Annotated in this window: 29 protein-coding genes and 1 tRNA gene; 7 read left to right on the top strand and 23 right to left on the bottom strand. The window is 38.6% G+C overall.

The genetic code is table 11. The annotated features are described in order from the left end of the window. Positions 1-16 precede the first annotated feature (16 nt). Complete coding sequence (locus ACTB1O_RS09915) at positions 17-1,066, bottom strand: amidohydrolase family protein (protein ID WP_462994975.1); 1,050 nt, start codon at positions 1,064-1,066, stop codon at positions 17-19. A 59-nt stretch (positions 1,067-1,125) separates the two neighbouring features. On the opposite strand from ACTB1O_RS09915, the gene ACTB1O_RS09910 reads away from it, so the two are divergent. Then, positions 1,126-1,287, top strand: a complete 162-nt coding sequence (locus tag ACTB1O_RS09910; RefSeq protein ID WP_462994974.1) for a preprotein translocase subunit Sec61beta — start codon at positions 1,126-1,128, stop codon at positions 1,285-1,287. Positions 1,288-1,414: 127 nt separating this feature from the next. Here ACTB1O_RS09910 and ACTB1O_RS09905 read toward each other — a convergent pair whose 3' ends face one another. After that, positions 1,415-2,155, bottom strand: coding sequence for a coenzyme F420-0:L-glutamate ligase (locus ACTB1O_RS09905; protein WP_462994973.1), 741 nt, complete (start codon positions 2,153-2,155; stop codon positions 1,415-1,417). Positions 2,156-2,350: 195 nt separating this feature from the next. Here ACTB1O_RS09905 and ACTB1O_RS09900 point away from each other — a divergent pair, with 195 nt between their 5' ends. Together ACTB1O_RS09900 and ACTB1O_RS09895 are read left to right on the top strand one after the other, a co-directional pair. After that, a complete protein-coding gene (locus ACTB1O_RS09900; protein ID WP_462994972.1) occupies positions 2,351-2,680 on the top strand; it encodes a NifB/NifX family molybdenum-iron cluster-binding protein in 330 nt (109 codons plus the stop codon). 55 nt (positions 2,681-2,735) lie between these two features. Next, on the top strand, positions 2,736-3,008 hold the full coding sequence (locus ACTB1O_RS09895) for a DUF1922 domain-containing protein (protein WP_462994971.1): 273 nt from the start codon (positions 2,736-2,738) through the stop codon (positions 3,006-3,008). Between the two features lie 69 nt (positions 3,009-3,077). Here the strand turns inward: ACTB1O_RS09895 and ACTB1O_RS09890 are convergent, their stop codons facing one another. Genes ACTB1O_RS09890 through ACTB1O_RS09820 form a run of 15 tightly spaced genes read right to left on the bottom strand, consistent with a single transcriptional unit; the run spans position 3,078 to position 10,019 of the window. Beyond that, positions 3,078-3,227, bottom strand: coding sequence for a DNA helicase PriA (locus ACTB1O_RS09890; RefSeq protein WP_462994970.1), 150 nt, complete (start codon positions 3,225-3,227; stop codon positions 3,078-3,080). A 49-nt stretch (positions 3,228-3,276) separates the two neighbouring features. Then, positions 3,277-3,879 (bottom strand): 4Fe-4S binding protein, encoded by a 603-nt coding sequence (locus ACTB1O_RS09885; protein WP_462994969.1) that lies wholly within the window; start codon positions 3,877-3,879, stop codon positions 3,277-3,279. A 5-nt stretch (positions 3,880-3,884) separates the two neighbouring features. After that, on the bottom strand, positions 3,885-4,970 hold the full coding sequence (locus ACTB1O_RS09880; protein WP_462994968.1) for a hydrogenase large subunit: 1,086 nt from the start codon (positions 4,968-4,970) through the stop codon (positions 3,885-3,887). After that, positions 4,967-5,422, bottom strand: coding sequence for an NADH-quinone oxidoreductase subunit B family protein (locus ACTB1O_RS09875; protein WP_462994967.1), 456 nt, complete (start codon positions 5,420-5,422; stop codon positions 4,967-4,969). The genes ACTB1O_RS09880 and ACTB1O_RS09875 overlap by 4 nt, the downstream gene beginning before the upstream one ends. Then, positions 5,419-5,811, bottom strand: a complete 393-nt coding sequence (locus ACTB1O_RS09870; protein WP_462994966.1) for an EhaM family protein — start codon at positions 5,809-5,811, stop codon at positions 5,419-5,421. Before ACTB1O_RS09870 ends, ACTB1O_RS09875 begins: the two co-directional genes overlap by 4 nt. Continuing rightward, positions 5,808-6,056: a hypothetical protein gene (locus ACTB1O_RS09865; RefSeq protein ID WP_462994965.1), complete on the bottom strand. Its 249-nt coding sequence runs from the start codon at positions 6,054-6,056 to the stop codon at positions 5,808-5,810. The genes ACTB1O_RS09870 and ACTB1O_RS09865 overlap by 4 nt, the downstream gene beginning before the upstream one ends. After that, positions 6,053-6,895, bottom strand: a complete 843-nt coding sequence (locus ACTB1O_RS09860) for a respiratory chain complex I subunit 1 family protein (protein ID WP_462994976.1) — start codon at positions 6,893-6,895, stop codon at positions 6,053-6,055. Before ACTB1O_RS09860 ends, ACTB1O_RS09865 begins: the two co-directional genes overlap by 4 nt. 4 nt (positions 6,896-6,899) lie before the next feature. Continuing rightward, complete coding sequence (locus ACTB1O_RS09855; protein WP_462994964.1) at positions 6,900-7,103, bottom strand: hypothetical protein; 204 nt, start codon at positions 7,101-7,103, stop codon at positions 6,900-6,902. Positions 7,104-7,108: 5 nt separating this feature from the next. Beyond that, positions 7,109-7,777, bottom strand: a complete 669-nt coding sequence (locus tag ACTB1O_RS09850; RefSeq protein WP_462994963.1) for a hypothetical protein — start codon at positions 7,775-7,777, stop codon at positions 7,109-7,111. Continuing rightward, positions 7,770-8,381: an EhaG family protein gene (locus ACTB1O_RS09845; RefSeq protein WP_462994962.1), complete on the bottom strand. Its 612-nt coding sequence runs from the start codon at positions 8,379-8,381 to the stop codon at positions 7,770-7,772. Before ACTB1O_RS09845 ends, ACTB1O_RS09850 begins: the two co-directional genes overlap by 8 nt. Further along, positions 8,381-8,836, bottom strand: a complete 456-nt coding sequence (locus tag ACTB1O_RS09840; protein ID WP_462994961.1) for an EhaF family protein — start codon at positions 8,834-8,836, stop codon at positions 8,381-8,383. Before ACTB1O_RS09840 ends, ACTB1O_RS09845 begins: the two co-directional genes overlap by 1 nt. Further along, complete coding sequence (locus tag ACTB1O_RS09835; protein WP_462994960.1) at positions 8,833-9,069, bottom strand: EhaE family protein; 237 nt, start codon at positions 9,067-9,069, stop codon at positions 8,833-8,835. The genes ACTB1O_RS09840 and ACTB1O_RS09835 overlap by 4 nt, the downstream gene beginning before the upstream one ends. Continuing rightward, a complete protein-coding gene (locus ACTB1O_RS09830) occupies positions 9,066-9,296 on the bottom strand; it encodes an EhaD family protein (RefSeq protein ID WP_462994959.1) in 231 nt (76 codons plus the stop codon). Before ACTB1O_RS09830 ends, ACTB1O_RS09835 begins: the two co-directional genes overlap by 4 nt. Position 9,297: 1 nt before the next feature. Next, positions 9,298-9,537, bottom strand: a complete 240-nt coding sequence (locus ACTB1O_RS09825) for an EhaC family protein (protein WP_462994958.1) — start codon at positions 9,535-9,537, stop codon at positions 9,298-9,300. Continuing rightward, a complete protein-coding gene (locus tag ACTB1O_RS09820) occupies positions 9,534-10,019 on the bottom strand; it encodes a hypothetical protein (RefSeq protein WP_462994957.1) in 486 nt (161 codons plus the stop codon). Before ACTB1O_RS09820 ends, ACTB1O_RS09825 begins: the two co-directional genes overlap by 4 nt. A 470-nt stretch (positions 10,020-10,489) precedes the next feature. On the opposite strand from ACTB1O_RS09820, the gene ACTB1O_RS09815 reads away from it, so the two are divergent. Then, positions 10,490-10,572, top strand: a tRNA-Leu gene (locus ACTB1O_RS09815). 146 nt (positions 10,573-10,718) lie between these two features. Here ACTB1O_RS09815 and ACTB1O_RS09810 read toward each other — a convergent pair. The 4 genes from ACTB1O_RS09810 to ACTB1O_RS09795 form a co-directional block, all read right to left on the bottom strand. Continuing rightward, positions 10,719-11,363 carry a hypothetical protein gene (locus tag ACTB1O_RS09810; protein ID WP_462994956.1) on the bottom strand — a complete coding sequence of 215 codons (645 nt, stop codon included), beginning with the start codon at positions 11,361-11,363 and terminating at the stop codon, positions 10,719-10,721. A 922-nt stretch (positions 11,364-12,285) separates the two neighbouring features. Further along, complete coding sequence (locus tag ACTB1O_RS09805) at positions 12,286-12,507, bottom strand: hypothetical protein (protein WP_462994955.1); 222 nt, start codon at positions 12,505-12,507, stop codon at positions 12,286-12,288. Between the two features lie 53 nt (positions 12,508-12,560). Then, positions 12,561-13,370, bottom strand: coding sequence for a CPBP family intramembrane glutamic endopeptidase (locus tag ACTB1O_RS09800; RefSeq protein WP_462994954.1), 810 nt, complete (start codon positions 13,368-13,370; stop codon positions 12,561-12,563). Then, on the bottom strand, positions 13,354-13,629 hold the full coding sequence (locus ACTB1O_RS09795) for a hypothetical protein (protein ID WP_462994953.1): 276 nt from the start codon (positions 13,627-13,629) through the stop codon (positions 13,354-13,356). The genes ACTB1O_RS09800 and ACTB1O_RS09795 overlap by 17 nt, the downstream gene beginning before the upstream one ends. A 200-nt stretch (positions 13,630-13,829) precedes the next feature. Here ACTB1O_RS09795 and ACTB1O_RS09790 point away from each other — a divergent pair, with 200 nt between their 5' ends. From ACTB1O_RS09790 to ACTB1O_RS09780, 3 genes are all read left to right on the top strand, one after another. Then, positions 13,830-14,168: a nucleotidyltransferase family protein gene (locus tag ACTB1O_RS09790; protein WP_462994952.1), complete on the top strand. Its 339-nt coding sequence runs from the start codon at positions 13,830-13,832 to the stop codon at positions 14,166-14,168. Continuing rightward, the gene (locus ACTB1O_RS09785; protein ID WP_462994951.1) at positions 14,155-14,505 is read left to right on the top strand and encodes a HepT-like ribonuclease domain-containing protein; all 351 of its coding nucleotides are present in this window, start codon (positions 14,155-14,157) and stop codon (positions 14,503-14,505) included. The genes ACTB1O_RS09790 and ACTB1O_RS09785 overlap by 14 nt, the downstream gene beginning before the upstream one ends. Before the next feature lie 396 nt (positions 14,506-14,901). Further along, positions 14,902-15,801 (top strand): mechanosensitive ion channel family protein, encoded by a 900-nt coding sequence (locus ACTB1O_RS09780; protein ID WP_462994950.1) that lies wholly within the window; start codon positions 14,902-14,904, stop codon positions 15,799-15,801. An 84-nt stretch (positions 15,802-15,885) separates the two neighbouring features. Here the strand turns inward: ACTB1O_RS09780 and ACTB1O_RS09775 are convergent, their stop codons facing one another. Next, complete coding sequence (locus ACTB1O_RS09775) at positions 15,886-16,734, bottom strand: mechanosensitive ion channel family protein (RefSeq protein WP_462994949.1); 849 nt, start codon at positions 16,732-16,734, stop codon at positions 15,886-15,888. After that, a partial coding sequence (locus tag ACTB1O_RS09770; RefSeq protein WP_462994948.1) for a hypothetical protein occupies positions 16,735-16,934 on the bottom strand: 200 nt, incomplete at its 5' end. It lies immediately after the preceding gene.

The raw sequence follows: 16,934 nt of genomic DNA, 5'->3' as shown, positions 1-16,934 counted from the left end.
AATTGTGATATAAGAATTATTTATTTTTTATACACTTAAAATAGGTTCTTTCAATTAAGCCGGAACTCATTCTATTCACGATTGTTTTTACAGGAGAGTGGCTAAAGCGCAGATTTGAATTGCCTGTATTCACAGTGAAAAAAGATGCAGGATTGCCCTTCTCTATAAAAAAAGGTTTTTTGAATAGATCTGAGCCCGATACTGCCATATTAAGAATATCTTCAGATGATATTTTGTAGATATATGAAAAAAATGACATCTCGGAGAACATGTCGGGCTGGACAAACATCACATTGTCTGTTCCCAAAAGGACTCTGCAACCGTATTCAAGCATTTTTTTGACAGGGGGTGTCCTGTCTGAATCTGCAACGCCTAAAATCCAGTTGGATCTGGGGCAGATTACTATTGGTATATCCAGTTCTGCACAGCGTTTGAGCTGAATATCAGATGCATGAGTCATATGAACAAGCATGTCGGGTTTTGCATCAATTGCCAGATCAACGTCCCTGTTATCTTTTTCTCCTGCGTGAAAAGCTACAAATCCACCTTTTTTTCTTGTCTCTTCCGCAAGAGTTAGTGTGTGGGGGCCTTCTTTTGTGCTGGAAATACCAATCCCGTCAGAAAAGTCCTGCCCCCCCTCTCTTCCCAGTATTATTCCGAGGGCTTCTGTTTTTGAAAGTGCATCTTTTAGCAGAGCAACTCCTTTCGTTCCTCCTTCCCTGAAATCACAAAATCCGCATGTTGCTGATTTAAGCATATATTTTATGCTGCTTTCCATCGCACCACTGAGTATTTCCGGTTTTGTTTCACGCAGAATTTTGTGTTTTAAGCCGTCCGGCGGGGCGACAAGCTCGGAGAGACTTCCCGCCACTTCTGTATCCATTGCGACCGTATCTGCAAGATGTGTATGTGAGTTGAAAAGACATGGGAATATCCATCTTTCATCGACATTTTTTTTCTCTTCTATATCTTTGATAATGCCGTTTTCTACTGTTATTTCAACATTGCAAAGGACTGCTTCTCTGCCTGCATATGCTTTTCCTGATATTGTATACGAATCCGACATACTATCGCTTTGCCTCTTTTGCCTTTCATTTATATATTCTGAGTGCAGATATAATAAGCATGGCAGCAAAGAGCAAAGGCGGAAATCTGGTTTCATCTGCAGGTCTTGTTACATACTATGACAGTGAGGACAAGCGTTCGATTCATATATCGCCAAAGGCAGTACTGATTGCCGCGGCAGCATCAGGAATCATAATTGCAATATTAAACCACATATTCTGATATTATATTGAAAATAGAAATCTCATTTTCATGAAACATTGATTTCATGATTTTTTTTAGAATTAAACTGAGTTTATATCTGTTATTACTTATTTTTAAAAAAGTATATTCTGGTTGAAATTTGTTATTAGAGCTTTTTTAATGCCTTTATTGTTATGTCTTCATCAGATTTGAAAAAGAGTTCGTCATGGCCTTCCCAGAACGGGCAGTTTCTGAAGATCACTGCCGGAACACCATTGTTGCTCTCTCCCATAATAAAATTCGAAAAAGCGGCAAATTCATCCACAACCGCTTCTTCTGTTATTTCAAGAACGCGGCCGAAGAGATCTGTATCGCCTCTGAAATCCCGTATTGCAGTCATCCCTGCCCATCCTAATGCAACGCCGGTCTGTCCTCTTCTAAAAGATCGTCCGCAGGTGTCAGTTATTATTACCCTGATGTCAGCACCTGTGATATTCTTAATCTCTTTTTTTATCTCTTCTGCGGATGCCATTGGCTCGGGAGGAAGACGTACAATAAATCCTTTTTCGATATTGCTGTTGTCAACGCCGGCACGTACTCCCACATGGCCGCATTTGAGCTGGGAGAGAACAAAGGGATAGTCAATTATAAGATCAGCTGTCTCATCAAGAACAGCCTGTATGAAACGCGGGTCTTCTCCGCATTTTTCTGCTATCTCCTTCGCCCTTTTACCTGCAGTTATTTCATCAAGTACTCTTGTATAGCCTTTGGTCTTTGAATAAACCGAAGATGCCACACAGAGCAGATCCCCGTCTTTTAATTCTATTTTCCTGCAGATATCTTCTGAAATACTGTCTCCTTCATGGAAGATAGGAAGACCTTCAACCGGCAGCACTTCAATGCTCATATAAGATGAATGTTTAAATTTCACCTGTAAAAAGTACCTCATTTTCTTCGGAAAAAGACTGCAAATAATTCTCTGTTTACTACCTAATCAGGATAGTTCTACCAAGTGCCGCAGTTTGTTTTTTTTGTCATGAACAATAGGTTTTAAATTCGTAGCTTTCTAACAAATTAATATATACAGATTAGGAGATATTTTATGAAAATAGCAGTTGCAAAAGACGGAGATATAGTTGCAGAGCATTTTGGACATTGCAGGGAATATGCATTTTTCACTATTGAAAATGGTCAGATAACAGAAGAAGAGTCGTTAGTCAGTCCGGCACATGCTCCTGGTGTAATTCCCAGATTTTTAAATGAGAATGGCGCGGAAGTTGTTCTTGCAGGAGGCATGGGTCAGGGAGCAATTGAATTGTTTAATTCACTTGGCATTGAGGTTTTCATTGGTGTCTGTGGCAATATTGATGATGCAATAAAGAGCTACGTTGCCGGAAACCTAAAATCCGGCCAGAATGTCTGCAATCATTAAATATTTTTTTTTTGGGTAAGTTTAATCATCTTTAACTGAGATCAGATAATTTTAAGTGTATCTGATACTCCGCTGTCCCGGGTGTGCGTCCTTCACCTATGTTGATAAATATTGTCAGCACCGGCTATGTCCTGAATGCGGGGAGATAATTAAGGTCAAAGGAACTCCTGTTTATCTTGAGGTCAGTGATTATCATCAGGCTGAGGCAATTGTCAGTGAACTTGGAAAATATCTCCGGAAGAACAAGAGAAATGATCTGACTTTAAAAGAGAAGGAAAAAATAAGAGAGGAATATGCAGACTGGATGCGGAGCAATATTCCTGTATAATATTTAAAAAATTATTTTTTGAATTACATGAAATATGTCTGAGATATTTATTTTATTTAAGTTTTTTAGTTATTTCCAGGGTTTTCCGCATCCGGGACATATCAATACAACCTGTCTGCCGCAGTGGGGGCAGTAAAGGCCGGATTTATTCATTATCAACTCCTTTCCACACTTTTTGCAACGGAGATCCTCTTCATAACCACATTTGTGACTTAGCATCAGATTAATATAACCTGTTTATGATAAAAAATGTTTGTCTGTAATATTATTAATCCTCATCCTGATCGCCTTCAATAACTCTTGCTACGGTAATGGCAAGGTTTGGACATGTCTTCTCGCAGGTCTTACAGCCTGTGCATTTTTCAGGATGAATTATAGTAAGTTTTGAGTCTTTGACTCTCATTATTACGTCATTGCTTGATGATGTGCCATTGTATGCAAGCTGAGGATCAATCTCCTTGTTGACAGGGCATGCAACCGAGCAGTTGCCGCATTTCATGCACAGTTTGTCATCTACGTTTAAGTGATATGAGGCAAGATATGAGGTTCTGTCAATTTCATTCTGCTCTAAGATCCTGCCTGATGTAAGTACGTTATCAGGGCATGCTTCAACACATAGTCCGCAGCGGATACAGTGTCCTTTATAGATTACAGGGGCCCATTTCCCTTCATCATTTTTTAAAACCTCAATAGCGCCCGGTGCGGGGCAAATCATCATGCACCTTAACTCATGTGTGCATTCATTGCCTGTTAAGGTTGGATAATCCCTGAAATGAGGCGGAGTCACAAGAGGAGGAGTTTTTGCAAAAAGAAACTTATTCCACCATTCGGCCCTTAAGAATTCTTTGATGTAGCAGGATATTGAGTTCATTTCAATCACCTCTCATTGCATGCAACACACGGGTCCGAACTTATGAAAGTTGATGTGACATCAGCTGCTGAATCAACATTCTTTAGCATATGGTGTGCACATGCTTCGATATTCATAATGGACGGTGTCTGTATTCCAATCTCTTCTACTCTTCCGTATTTGTCGGTTTTTATATGGTATGTGAGTTCGCCGCGGGGTGCCTCGCCAATCCATGTAAATTCTCCTTCGCCAACCTCTCCGCCGCCTCTGATAAGACCTGTCGGAAGCTCTTTTATGCACTTTCTGATAATTTCGACACTCTGGAATACTTCTTCAAACCGGATCATAAGCCTTGCATAGTTGTCACAGGTATCACGTACAAGAGGTTTAAATCCAAGCTCCTGATAGGTTGGGTGATTGCTTCTCTCATCTGTATCAATCCCGCTTGCACGTGCAGTGGGGCCTACTGCATGGGATATGATGGCGTCTTCTTTTGTCAGTATTCCGACATCCTTACTTCTGAGTGCAATCATGGGGCCTGATCTAAAAATATCGTAAAACCTGGTCAGATCCTTTTCTATTTTATCCATGCCTTCAAGAAGCGTTTTTGAGTCTTCATCACGGAGATCAAACCTGACACCGCCCGGAATCATAAATGCACATGTAATTCTTGCACCGGTTATCAGTTCAAGCTGGTCAACAACAGTTTCACGCAGATTTATCAAATACATTGCAAGAGTTTCATGCTCGATTGTATAGCAGTAGGAATAGTTTGCAAGCAGGTGTGACTGCATCCTGTCAAGCTCATTTACAACCACTCTTAAGTAGGCAGCTCTTTTTGGAACTTCAATGTTACTTATCCTCTCCACGGTTTCGATAAACACCATGTTGTGAACTACAGAGCATATGCCGCAGATTCTTTCGGCAAGAAACATAACCTCCTGCCAGGGTCTTCCCACCATTATCTTTTCAATGCCTTTTTTGACATATCCTAATTCAATTTCGGCAGAGAGTACTCTCTCACCTGAAGTTTCACATTTTATTCTGGCAGGTTCCTTAAAACAGGGATGGACAGGTCCTATAGGTAGTGAAACATCGACAGTTCTCTTCATTTTTTATTCTCCTCATAATCCTTGAACACTAAAGGTGCAAGTTTTAGTATTGTGCTTATTATTTCGGTTGGTCGCGGGGGGCATCCGGGAATGCTTGCAGCAACCGGGATGTATTTTGAAACAGGAGGATTTACATAACTCCCTCTTCTGTTGAATGTGCATCCCGACACCGGACAGTTACCTATTGTTATAGCGGCCTTTGGCTCCGGAATTTTTTCCCAGATGTCTGCAAGTTTGTCTTCCCACTGTTCACAGCAGGCTCCGGTTATAAGCAGGATATCTGCATCACGCGGGTTGTTGTGGACGTAGATTCCATACTGCTCGATATCGTAGCGTGGTGCCAGGCATGCTAAAATCTCAATGTCACATCCGTTGCATGATCCGACGTTTACATAACATACATGAATGGAACGCTGTCTGACCATGTTTTTTAATGACTGGATTATGTTCATACCAGAATCATCTCCCTGATAGTCTGTTTTCCTTTTTTTATCGCTTCTTCTTTGGAAAGACCTGATTTGATATCCTCTTCAACAGATTTTTGAATATTTGCCATATCCTCTTTTTTTATGAGGGGGATGTGATCAGTCAGTAGTTTCGTGCAAAGATGTGATGAGATCTCGTTATCTTTTCCTTTTTCAATTGAAAGCCATGAGTTATAGCGAGCCGGAATATTTTCAAGAAATGACATGTCAAGATTTTTGATGAAATATTTTCTTAAATCCTGTTTTTCAACATCAAGGCATTCTGCTATCTTTGTAACTGCCTCATCATGCATTTTGCTTACAAGTATTCTGTACTTCATTTGCCGGAGATCTTTTTCGTATATGTATTCTGTCATAAAAGCCCCGTGATTATAAGGAAAATATATGCGGCAAAAAGGCCTATACAGCCCCATATTGCTATCATTTCACCTTTTTTTAGTTTATCCCCATTCTTTGTCTTCAAAATAACTCCGATAATTGCAAAAATTAATACAAGTCCCAAAACCTGTACGGCAAGGAAATTCTTCTCAAAACCCTGCCATAACGCTATCAGAGCGTAGATCAAAACACCCAGTAATACCGGGATTTCTGCTTTTTTCATCCCGTCACCCCAAGATATGCCACATAAATTATTACAATGCCGATTATTGCAATCTGGATTGTTACCGCATCGTAAGGTGAGAGCATTGGTGTAATTGCACATATGAAAGACATTGTCATAAGGAGGATTAGTGACGCAATGATAAGCATCCAGAATGGCATTGTGCCTATAAACAGTGTTATAAATGTCGCAAGAAGGACAAATGTCTTAATTGCAAAACCTACTTCAAGCCCTGCTCTCCATACTCCGAAATGTTCGGTTTTATTCCCGCTTACAATCTCTTTTGCCTCGATTATCCCGAAAGGACTGTATGGGACTTTTGAGAGGACAATTACATACATTGCAATTGCAATCGGGAATGCTGTTATTAAGAGAATTCCGTGTGATGCCTGATATGCCTCAATGTCTGATATCATTAAAGATCCTGTTATAAAGTATATCCCTGCAATTGAGGCTATCAGCGGTATCTCGGATGCTGCGGATATGACTGATCTGATTGCCCCAAACTTTCCGTAGGGAGAACCGGATGAGAGACCAAGACCGTGTTCTGTAATCTTGTGGAGAAGATAAACTCCGAATATAATAAGGAGACTTCCGCCGGACAGAAGAACATACAGGGCTCCTGACCAGATTGCTATCACAACAATTACTATTCCCATGAAAAGAATCTGTGAGGCAGTCTTTGGAATCCATGTCTGCTTAAATGAAAATTTTAGTACATGAAGTATCTCCTGCCATATAGGAGGTCCGGGTCTTGTCTGTATTCTTGCAATCACTTTTCGGTGAATACCATGATACATCAGACCTGCGAAGACTGCAAATAAAATATACAACAGAATCATTTCAATAACCTACGAACGGATAATCGCCTTCTTTGTCAGATGCCTTCCACCACAGTCCGAGTGACACAACAAACACCGGAAAGGATACCACAAGTGTTGCGGCGGCAAGCCATTCCTCTATTAAGCCGTCAATCGCAGAAAAGCCTGCAATGATGCAGACAGCTGCTGATATTGCAAGCAGAGTTTTTATGTTTTTCATTTTCATATGCATCACATCGAAATTACAATCTCTATTACTCTCAAAAACATCACAAGTGAGCTTACATGCACCATCAGGATGTATGGTGCACCGGGTGCCCTTGTTATCTCGGCCTTTGCAACGTAAACCGGAGCCATACCCTCTGCTATCACTCCGATTACGAGCAGTAATTTTGCAACAAGAGGCACAGTCACACCAGGTGTGAAAAGAATCCACATGCTGAGTGTGCCTGTTGTGGCAAGTATTATTGCAGCACCTGCAAAGAGAGGAAGTGTTCCTATCATTGCCAGTATTCCGTATTCGTAGGCGTTATCAAGGATATGTCTGTTTTTAACTGAGGATACTATACCGATATTTGCAATTCCCACCATTGCAACAAAGAGTGTGAAATTAAAGACATCACCGCTAATAATTCCTCCCATTGTTGCAAAACCGCAGGCTGCGGCCATGAAACGCTGGAATCTCATCTGTTTTATGGAGATATCTTTTGTATAGTATGCATCACCGCCGAATGCAATGTCAACCTGTCTTTCAGGTTTTGAAATAAGGGCCACTATCGTAAATACCAGTGCAAATATGAACAGTATTGCAGTATAGGGGGTGAAGTAGTCGACGATATCCCCGAACGGGATTACGGCTGCCACCTGACCCTCAATATTCGTGTTTACAAATTCATACATCGCTGTTACCTCTCATTGTTCCGACTATTGCCATCTTTGCGGCCACTTTTGCAAATACTCCTGTTCCGGCAAGCATTACAGCAAAGAACCAGTACTGCGGGAGTGTCATGAAAATAATGAATGCGACAACCCAGGCTACCCAGGCATAGCCGCTGACAGTCTCTAAAATCTCTGTCTTTTCATTATTTCCTTTGCAGAGGAAGTAGAACAAAATTCCAAGACCTGCAACCGCACCGCCTGTAAATCCTGAGAGTATGATTCCGTATATTAACATCACAACTGCCAGTATTCCCGGAGCAGTCTCCATAATCTCGATTTTTAGGAAATTGTCAGGTTTTTTTGTGAGGTCTTCTTTCTCGATGTAAAGTTCTGCCATCGCAAGAATTTCTGCAATTCCGACAACCAGACCCGGAAGTATGAGTGCTTCTGCAAGATCTGTTCCTATGAGTGCAATTATTACAAGTGTCAGTATCTCAACCAGATCTGTAAGCAGAAGACGGTGGAGATCGTTTTTCTCCCTCATCATCGCCGAAAACGCAATTATGATACAGATAAATCCTATGAAAAGTCCGAAGATGTAGTCTTCAGGAAGAGTAAAGAACATTATTCCTCACGCCTCCTGAAAAGAAACATCGCAATTGCGAATGCCACAAAAAGAATGCTGGTTTCAGCTATTGTATCCAGACCTCTTGTGTTGTAGAGTATCTCATCAATAATTCCTCCCGGGTGGGAGACAATAGTTGTTCCTGTATACAGGGTATTTTGTGAGATTAACAGGGACAAAGGCGTCAGATATGCGGTTACATATCCGAGATATTCTGAATTTTCAGGATACTGGGCTTTGACATCTGCCTTTTCAAATGGGTCCCCCCCTCTGTCATACGGACTTAGGGGGCTTTTCATGTCAACCGTTTTTGGGTACAGCTGATTATCGTTGTATGATATTGAGGGAAGAGTCAGAATCCCTGCCAGTATTACAATTATTACGAGCACTGAGTAGACTCTTACAAGATTGTCGTGATTCTGAAGAATCTTTGAGACTGTTCTGATAATGCTCAATTAATCTCCCTCCTTTCAAGTACTCTTACAAGTACAAAGGTGCTTATTGCCGTTACTGCAATGAAGGTTAAAAGCGCCAGTGTTTCATTGTATGTCAGCATTATAAGCAGCAGACCAAAACCTGATATCTCCAGGTTTATCAGCTGGTTAAGGTAAGTCTTCGGGTCAGGGTATGCGGCTGCAATTACACCTATTATCAGAATTCCAAGTCCGAGGATAAATACGGGGGTCATGCCTTACACCTCCAGACTGCCTGAAGAAGTATTATTGTTGTTATTGGTATGATGAGTGAGAGTGATATTGCAACATCAAGGTATCCTCCGATAACAACGAAGGGGATCACTCCCGCAAAGAGCATTCCAAGCGATATGAGTTTGTCATACGGATCTTTTTGTATGGCAGTTGCAACAGTTCCCATAATAGCAATGACTGCAAATATTAAAAGAAGGATATCTGCCATTTTAAGCATCACCACGTTTTGCATAGGTGCTTGCAATTGCATTCGATTCAAGGGTTGCTCCCACAAAGTATGCAGCTGCGGCCGCTATTCCCAGAGGATACGGAAGGAGAAGTGCAATCAGTCCTGTTACTGCAAAGTTGAGGACGTTTAGAAACGTAAGTTTTCTCAGGGTGTTTTTCTCTGTGATAATCCTGACTGAGGCATATAGTGCAACAATTCCACATATGATTTCGACTATCAAGATCTCATCCTCCAGAGTTTTCCGAGAAGCCGGCTTGCATATTTTTGAGAAATTCCCTGTATTGAGAGTATTGCAAGAACCATTCCGGCAATGAACACATCAGGGGTGAATCCTATATGTGTAAATGCATATATCACAAATGTTGCTATGACTGCTCCGGTTGTACCTGCATATCCCTTGTCATGGCATATGCGGTTCCCGATAAAAATAAGAACGGCTGCAAAAAGTCCTCCCCAGATTCCTGCAATAAATACTCCGCATGCTGCCAGAAGTGTTCCTGCGGATGCGTCAGGTGAACAGACGATGTTGCCCATCATGTATCCCCCGTTTACATCGCCGCCGGCTTTTTCGATCTCTTCGCCGATGGCGCAGGCACCGCTAACTCCTCCTTTCTCAGGCAGTCTGAACAATAAATCTATTGCTATAAAGAGAATCCAGGCGACCGCAAAAGCCACAATTATGTGCGCTATCTCGGTAAGCATATAAAATTCTAATCTCCAGTACAATTTCTTTCATTTTGGCTAAACAATAAATGTTTTGATTAGTGCAGGTTTTTTAATGTTTTTTCTGGTTTAGCCTTTGTGAATGTTATATTCTGGTACATTATTGTATATTATGATAGTCACCTTTGATTTTGAAATGAAATGCGTTTTGTAAACTACTGTTTGTTTATTTTGTGGCAAATAAATTATATTTGTCTTGCCTGATGTTTTTATACAGCTTTATTCATCCTGTGAATATCCGTTTGTCCGGGATCTGACGCGCCTGATATATTGATAATTATGCGTTTCTTCTGTCTGTTTGCACAGCTCTCTTTTAATTTCATGAAAATTCGGTTTTTTTTAGAATATTGTCAGGAACAATACAATGGATTAATATCTTTTACAGGCTAAAATGAATCAGCAATCCGGTAAGATTATTTTTGGTTAATTTGATCTTAAATTCTATTTGTGCGAGGATTGCCGAGTCGGTCAAAGGCGCGGGGCTTAGGACCCCGTCATTAGTTGTTCGCAGGTTCGAATCCTGCTCCTCGCATTGTTATACCACGTCCTTGGTAAGGACGGCATTAAACTGGCCACGTCCTAAAAAAGTGAAAATTGTGTGTACCTCTGTAGTTTAAAGTGGTGTGCTTAGGGGTAGATTTGAGGGGTTCAGAGATTGAGTTTTTTTCTTCATATTTTTTAGATAATAATATCGTCATAAATTTTTTTCATCACTTTAATTTGAATCATCTGTCGGCATGAAGATGAATTCAATTCATTACATCTTGGATATTCAGGCCTTTCAGATAATAAAACATCCATCTCCTTAATTAGATCATTATTAATTAGCTGGGGTAAAACTTCATTGATTATATTTATATTACTCAATGCTAAAATTCCAAATTCTGAGAGATTTATCTCTTCTTGAATTTTTCCTAATATATCTTCAATTAATTTTTCACTTCCAAAAAAATTAGAATATGCTTTTTTTAATTCATTTTCATGAGATGCATTAAGGACACTATTTTCAATTATCGTATATTTTATATCAGAATTTATATTTGTCATTTGGATATTTATTGGGGATATCTTTGAATTCCGAATAATTCTTTTAAATTCTCTTGATATTTCTTTATCGCTACTGATTGTACGCAATAAATCAAAAAGTTTCAAATTTGGATCTATTTGATTTGAAATCCAATTCTTGAGTGATTTTTCTTTATCTTTAGACTCTTCCAAACTTGAAAAAAAGCTATCAAAATCAGTTTCATGAGATATTATATTTGAGATTTTTTTCCCATTTAATGTAATTTTAGAAAATACCTTTTCTTCATTTCTCTTCATGTAATATTGAAATACCCCTAGTATTATTCCTAATGTTGCACTAAACGAATAAAATGATTCATTTAGAGTAATTAGTGAATCAAAACAGTAATGCATTACTAGATAATATAAGCCTAAAAATGAAATCCATATTAAATATACAGGAAATAATTCATAAAATACGTTAAAGAAAAAGAATTTGATTGCAACAATTAGAAATTTTAAGAATTTTTTAATAGTAATTTTTCCTAACAATTCCTTTAAGCGAATCAATCTTTTTTTAAGAGAGTTATCTCCATTAGAATTATTAGAGTCTTTATTGGATTCAGACTCCTCCCTCTTTTTTTGAAAAAAAGAAAGGCTAAAAATTAAATTTGTTTTTAAAATTAAAAGGGATACTACGAATAATCCTATTAAGCAGTAAATATTTATGAATTGGAAAAAGTGATGGAATATTAAATAAGCAATAAAGTTAGCGATAAAAAAACTAAATATTTCTATTGCTCGAATTATCTTCAAATAAATATGAATGATTTTTCACCTAAGATAATAATTAATTATATATATTAATAATTTTACGGATTATAAAATTCAATTGCATTGTTATAGATCTCATTATTCTCCTCTCTCATTATGAAGGAATTATCTCATGATGCTTAAGGGAATTTATTAAAAAAACCACGACGCAGAGGATTTCTCTTTAGGAATTGGAAACCCGTCCTACTTTAAGACCTCAATGTGAAATGCAATCGCTTCATGCATATTGACTTCAGCTTCCTCATGGGTTTTGCTGGTTGCCACCACTCCATAAAGTAAACCTTAAATAGCCCTCCAAATCGTTAAAAAACATCAAAATCAACGTCCACACAGAAGCCTTCTATTCCACGATCTCCATCCACTCTGATATATGCATCGTCTGAAAATACAGGCCAATAACTAGCCATTATATCTCTACAATTCTGGCTTTGATTTTTATAAAAACAGCAATTTGCCTTTTTTCACACTCTGATTTAGGAGTGTTCCTGGAAATGCCAAAAAAACTCCAAATTGCTGTTTTTCTGGTTGTGGTTTCAGCCGAAAAACCGGCTTTTTGATAAAGGAGGGGAATTCCCCTCCCTTCAACCCTCCCCCCGTCGCGATAGTCACAGGAGGGATGGACAGGCATCCCTCCTGCTCCTTTTCTTAGCTGGAAACTTCCTTATTCTGATTAAAGAATAATCATCCAAGAATAATTCCAAGAACAATATATATAGAAAACGGGGCTTCGATGCCGTGAATAATTACAGCCATCCAGTTGCTCCTAAAACGTTTGGCCGGGTAACTAAGCAGAAAACCTGAGAACAATGCCTGGCTTAGAATTCCAAGTGGTTTATGGAGATGATACAGGGCAAAAAAGACACCATTAAAAAACCAGTCCCACTTTCCAAATACCCCGTTCATTTTCGGGAGCAGTATTCCGCGGAAAAGAAATTCTTCACCTAAGAAATAATTGAAAGGTATTGTAATCAGTGTCAGGCCCAGTATCAGCCAGACTCCCTGAAATTCAGGAGTCATCAGCTGCATAAGATTGTAATGGGGAAGGGTTTTTAGAACCGGGAAGAGGGAACCCAGAACGTCAGGCATAGGGATAAACATCAAAACAAGACTTAACCCGATGAAGGGAATGACCCACAAAAATAATTTATTGCTATGCTCCCCCGTTTTGGGGTCACGGGGGGTTGTGTACCACATTCTTTTTTTCATGGTCTGCCAGTTTAACTGATCTGTCTCCGAGCGGATTATAATGAGAGACAGAACAAACTGCCAGATAAGGCCAAGTATCATAAACGGCCAGAATACCAAAAATCCCGGGACACTATCAGGAATATTAAAAAAAGCGATCACCGCCGGAGTCAGAATGAATGCAAAAAACGTCATAGGGGCAGTTGCAAGTGCCCAGATTAGAATGATTTTCTTAAGACTGTATTGTTCGCCATCCGGGCTATCTATCTCTGAACGTTCTGGTTTCTGGTTATTGTTTGATTCCATTTTTTGCCCCCTTTTGTTTTAATTTGTTGCTGTTTTTTTGCGGGAATTCAAATTCTCTTGTGCTTTTTATATCTGGTGGGATATATAAATGGTTTTTGCGGCTCGTGGATTTCTTAATTAAATGTGAATAAAAAATCATAAAAATCGGGCGTTCTAATCGTTTTCTCGTATTTTTTTTATTGATGAACAGATTAGTTTTGGTGTGTGGTTTCAGCCGAAAAACCGGCTTTTTGATAAAGGGAGGGGAGATCCCTTTCATTCAACTCTCCCCCGGTTGCGATAGTCACAGGAGGGATGGACAGGCATCCCTCCTGCTCCATTTCTTTTAGATTTACGGATCACAAACAGCATAAATATCGTCTGTTCCTGACATTGATATTCCCGGAATTCGATAGTTCCACAAAAGGCTTAACATAATAACCCACAATATAAAATTAATCAAAAATGCACCAAAATTCAATGGATAACAATCATCCCGAAGAGGCTGGGGGAAGATCGGATGAACTTAAGAGAATAGTTGCTGTACTGAATGACAATTTCGCCCGCTTTCAGGAAAAATACAATATAAAAGAGCTCAGCATAATCGGGTCGTATGCAAGAGGAGAACAGACCGAAGAGAGCGATCTTGATATAATGGTCGATTTTTATGAACCAATAGGATGGGAGGTTGTTGATCTCAGAGATGAACTTGAACAACTACTTGGAGTTCGTGTTGATCTTGTTCTTAAAGCAGGGATAAAACAGAGAAAAAGAGTGTTTGATGGAATAACAGAGGACGCTGTATATGTCAAAGCGTGATCCTGAAGTTTTTTTTGAGGATATTATTGAAGCCGCAGAGAGGATTTCGGAATATGTCGGAGACCTGTCTAAAGATGAATTCCAAAAAGATCAAAAGACAATTGATGCGGTCGTCAGGAATATAGAGATAATTGGAGAAGCAGTTTCCAATATTCCTGAAGACATACGTAATAAGTATCCCCAAATTCCATGGAAAAAGATTGTAGGTGTTCGAAACATCGTGATTCACAAATATTTTGGTGTGGATACCGATACTCTCTGGGTCATTATAAAGAAACAGATCCCTGAATTAAAACATATGATTTCAAAAATTATCGATGAAAAATCGGAAAAATAAAATTACGTGATTGGATATTACTTTTCTACCAAATATTCTTTTTTTAGGCATTCTTTAGCCTTATAGGCCAAAATCACACAGCCTCAATATTGCTATACCTGAATATAATCTTCCAGTCATGAGCTTCCCGAAAAGTCATCTCATTCATCTCCTTTAACAGGGTACAGAGTTCTCCCATACTTGTAACGTATTTTATCTCCGTTCTGATTGCAGTAAGATATCGTACTATATGTGAATGCCTCTCGGAATTTATGTGATATTCTCTCTGAACTCTTATTGCAGATATAGCTGCAATGAATGCTGATAATGGTGGAAGGTATTTATAAATAATATATTAATGAATTCAAAGTTATGCTGCGCAATTATATATTTTCTGTAATTTTGTTCTCAGGCGCCGTGATTTTCTGGTTTCTGAACAATTTTTTGGGGGATCCTTTATTTTTTAAAATATTTTTATCATTTCTCCTTACAGGAATAATTTTCCTGGCATATGGAATAATTACAAAGAGAATAGCTAAAAAAGTGATAAAGGACAGAAAAACCCAGTTTACATTCAATAAAGGGATTTTCATAATTTCAGCGATGATATTTTTGTTTTTTATCATTCAGATCTGGGTTGAAAATACAGAATCCCTTGTGATATCATATGGAATTATAGTCGCCGGCGTTGCAATTGCGCTTCAGGATCTGTTTAGAAATTTTGTTGGCGGAATCATAATTGCTCTTACAAGTGTCTATAAAATCGGAGACCGCGTTGAAGTTGAAGGAGTTGTCGGGGACATAATGGATATAGGAATTATGAATACCACAATGATGGAGATTAAGGGCTGGATTAATGCCGAGCAGCCAACAGGACGCATTGCAATACTGCCGAATTCTGTTGTAATCACCGGCAGTATTTACAATTACACAAAAGATCACAATTTTATCTGGGATGAAATTACTGTTCCCCTAACATATGAAAGCGACTGGAAGCTGGCGATAAATAATTTTATGAATATTGTCAAAACTGAAACAGGGGAGATGACAATACAGGCGGAAAAAGAGGTGGACAGGCTTGGAGAGAAGTATTATCTGCCGAAAAAAGTTACAGAACCGGCAGTATATGTAAAACTGACTGACAACTGGGTAGAGCTTGGAATAAGATATGTCTCTGATTCCAAAAACCGGAGAATTCTTAGTGATATCTTAAACAGGAAGATTCTTGACGATATTGCAGCGTCTGATAAATATAATATTGGAAGTGAGAATATGGAAGTTGTGGGAAAACATAAAGTTGAAATTATCAGGGATTAAACTGTCAAAATTCCAATTTTCAGGCTATTTTCTGTTTTTTATATTTTTTCAATCCTGAAATGAGATAATTCGTAAAAAAAATTGTTATTTTTCAATAACCGGAGTTTCAATTATATTTCCTGAAAATTCCGGAGGTTTAATCCCGTTTTTATCAAACTCCGACCATGCCTTTCTTGTAATCTCTGATTTAAATTCAAATTCATATCGCAGTTCGTTCACATATGCTTTGGCTCTCAGTCTCCGGTAAAACGGGAAATCATCAAGGAGGATTTTGTATGAGCTTGTATGTGATATGTAGATGTATTTTGATGTTATCAGGCATTCCCTTAAAATTCGTCTGGCAGTGTCCAGATCACTTTTATTATCGATAAAAAAGTCAATTACAACCATCATTTCTGTTTTGCCTGCATTTGCGCTTGAAACTGACTGGCTGAAAATTATAAAATTCGGAAATGACACTACTGAATCATCAGGAGTAAATATTCTTGTCGAACGAAGGCCTATATCAATTACCTCTCCATAATTACCCTGAACGGATATCTTGTCTCCAATAAGAAAAGGTCTTTCAAAGGCAATTACAATTCCTCCAACTATATCTGCAAAGAGATCTTTTAACCCTAAACCAAGAGCTGCTCCAAAAAGACCTGAGAACAGAACCAGTTGTTCCAGTGAAGGCTGTATTAATGAGGTTATTATTAAATAAAAAGCGGAAAAATATATGGTAATTTTAAATAAAGGAATTATCATATTTGCCGCAATTCTCTTATAACCTGCTGTTTCCCCTATTTTTTTGATTATGAACGATACCAGGTATATAAGGACATATGCAAGGACAATTATGTATATAATATAAAGAATTGTTTCAAAATCGAATTTTATAAGATCTGTCAGAGATCCAACTCCTGTTGTTAGAGACTCAACTCCTGTTGCCATTTACCACACCATCCTGGTTTTTCTCAGGTTAGCTATTATGAGGTTTACAGCCTCGGGATTTATTTTGTAGTCATTTCCAGATTTTTCAATCAGTCCGGAATTAACAAGCCTGTAAATAATCTGACTGAGATTTATATCCGGCCCTGTTATCTGTAAAAGTTCATCATAGCTTACAGACTCCATCGATAGTATAATACTCA

It is taken from the genome of Methanomicrobium sp., from assembly GCF_055145805.1.
This window is presented reverse-complemented; position numbering and strand designations above follow the sequence as displayed.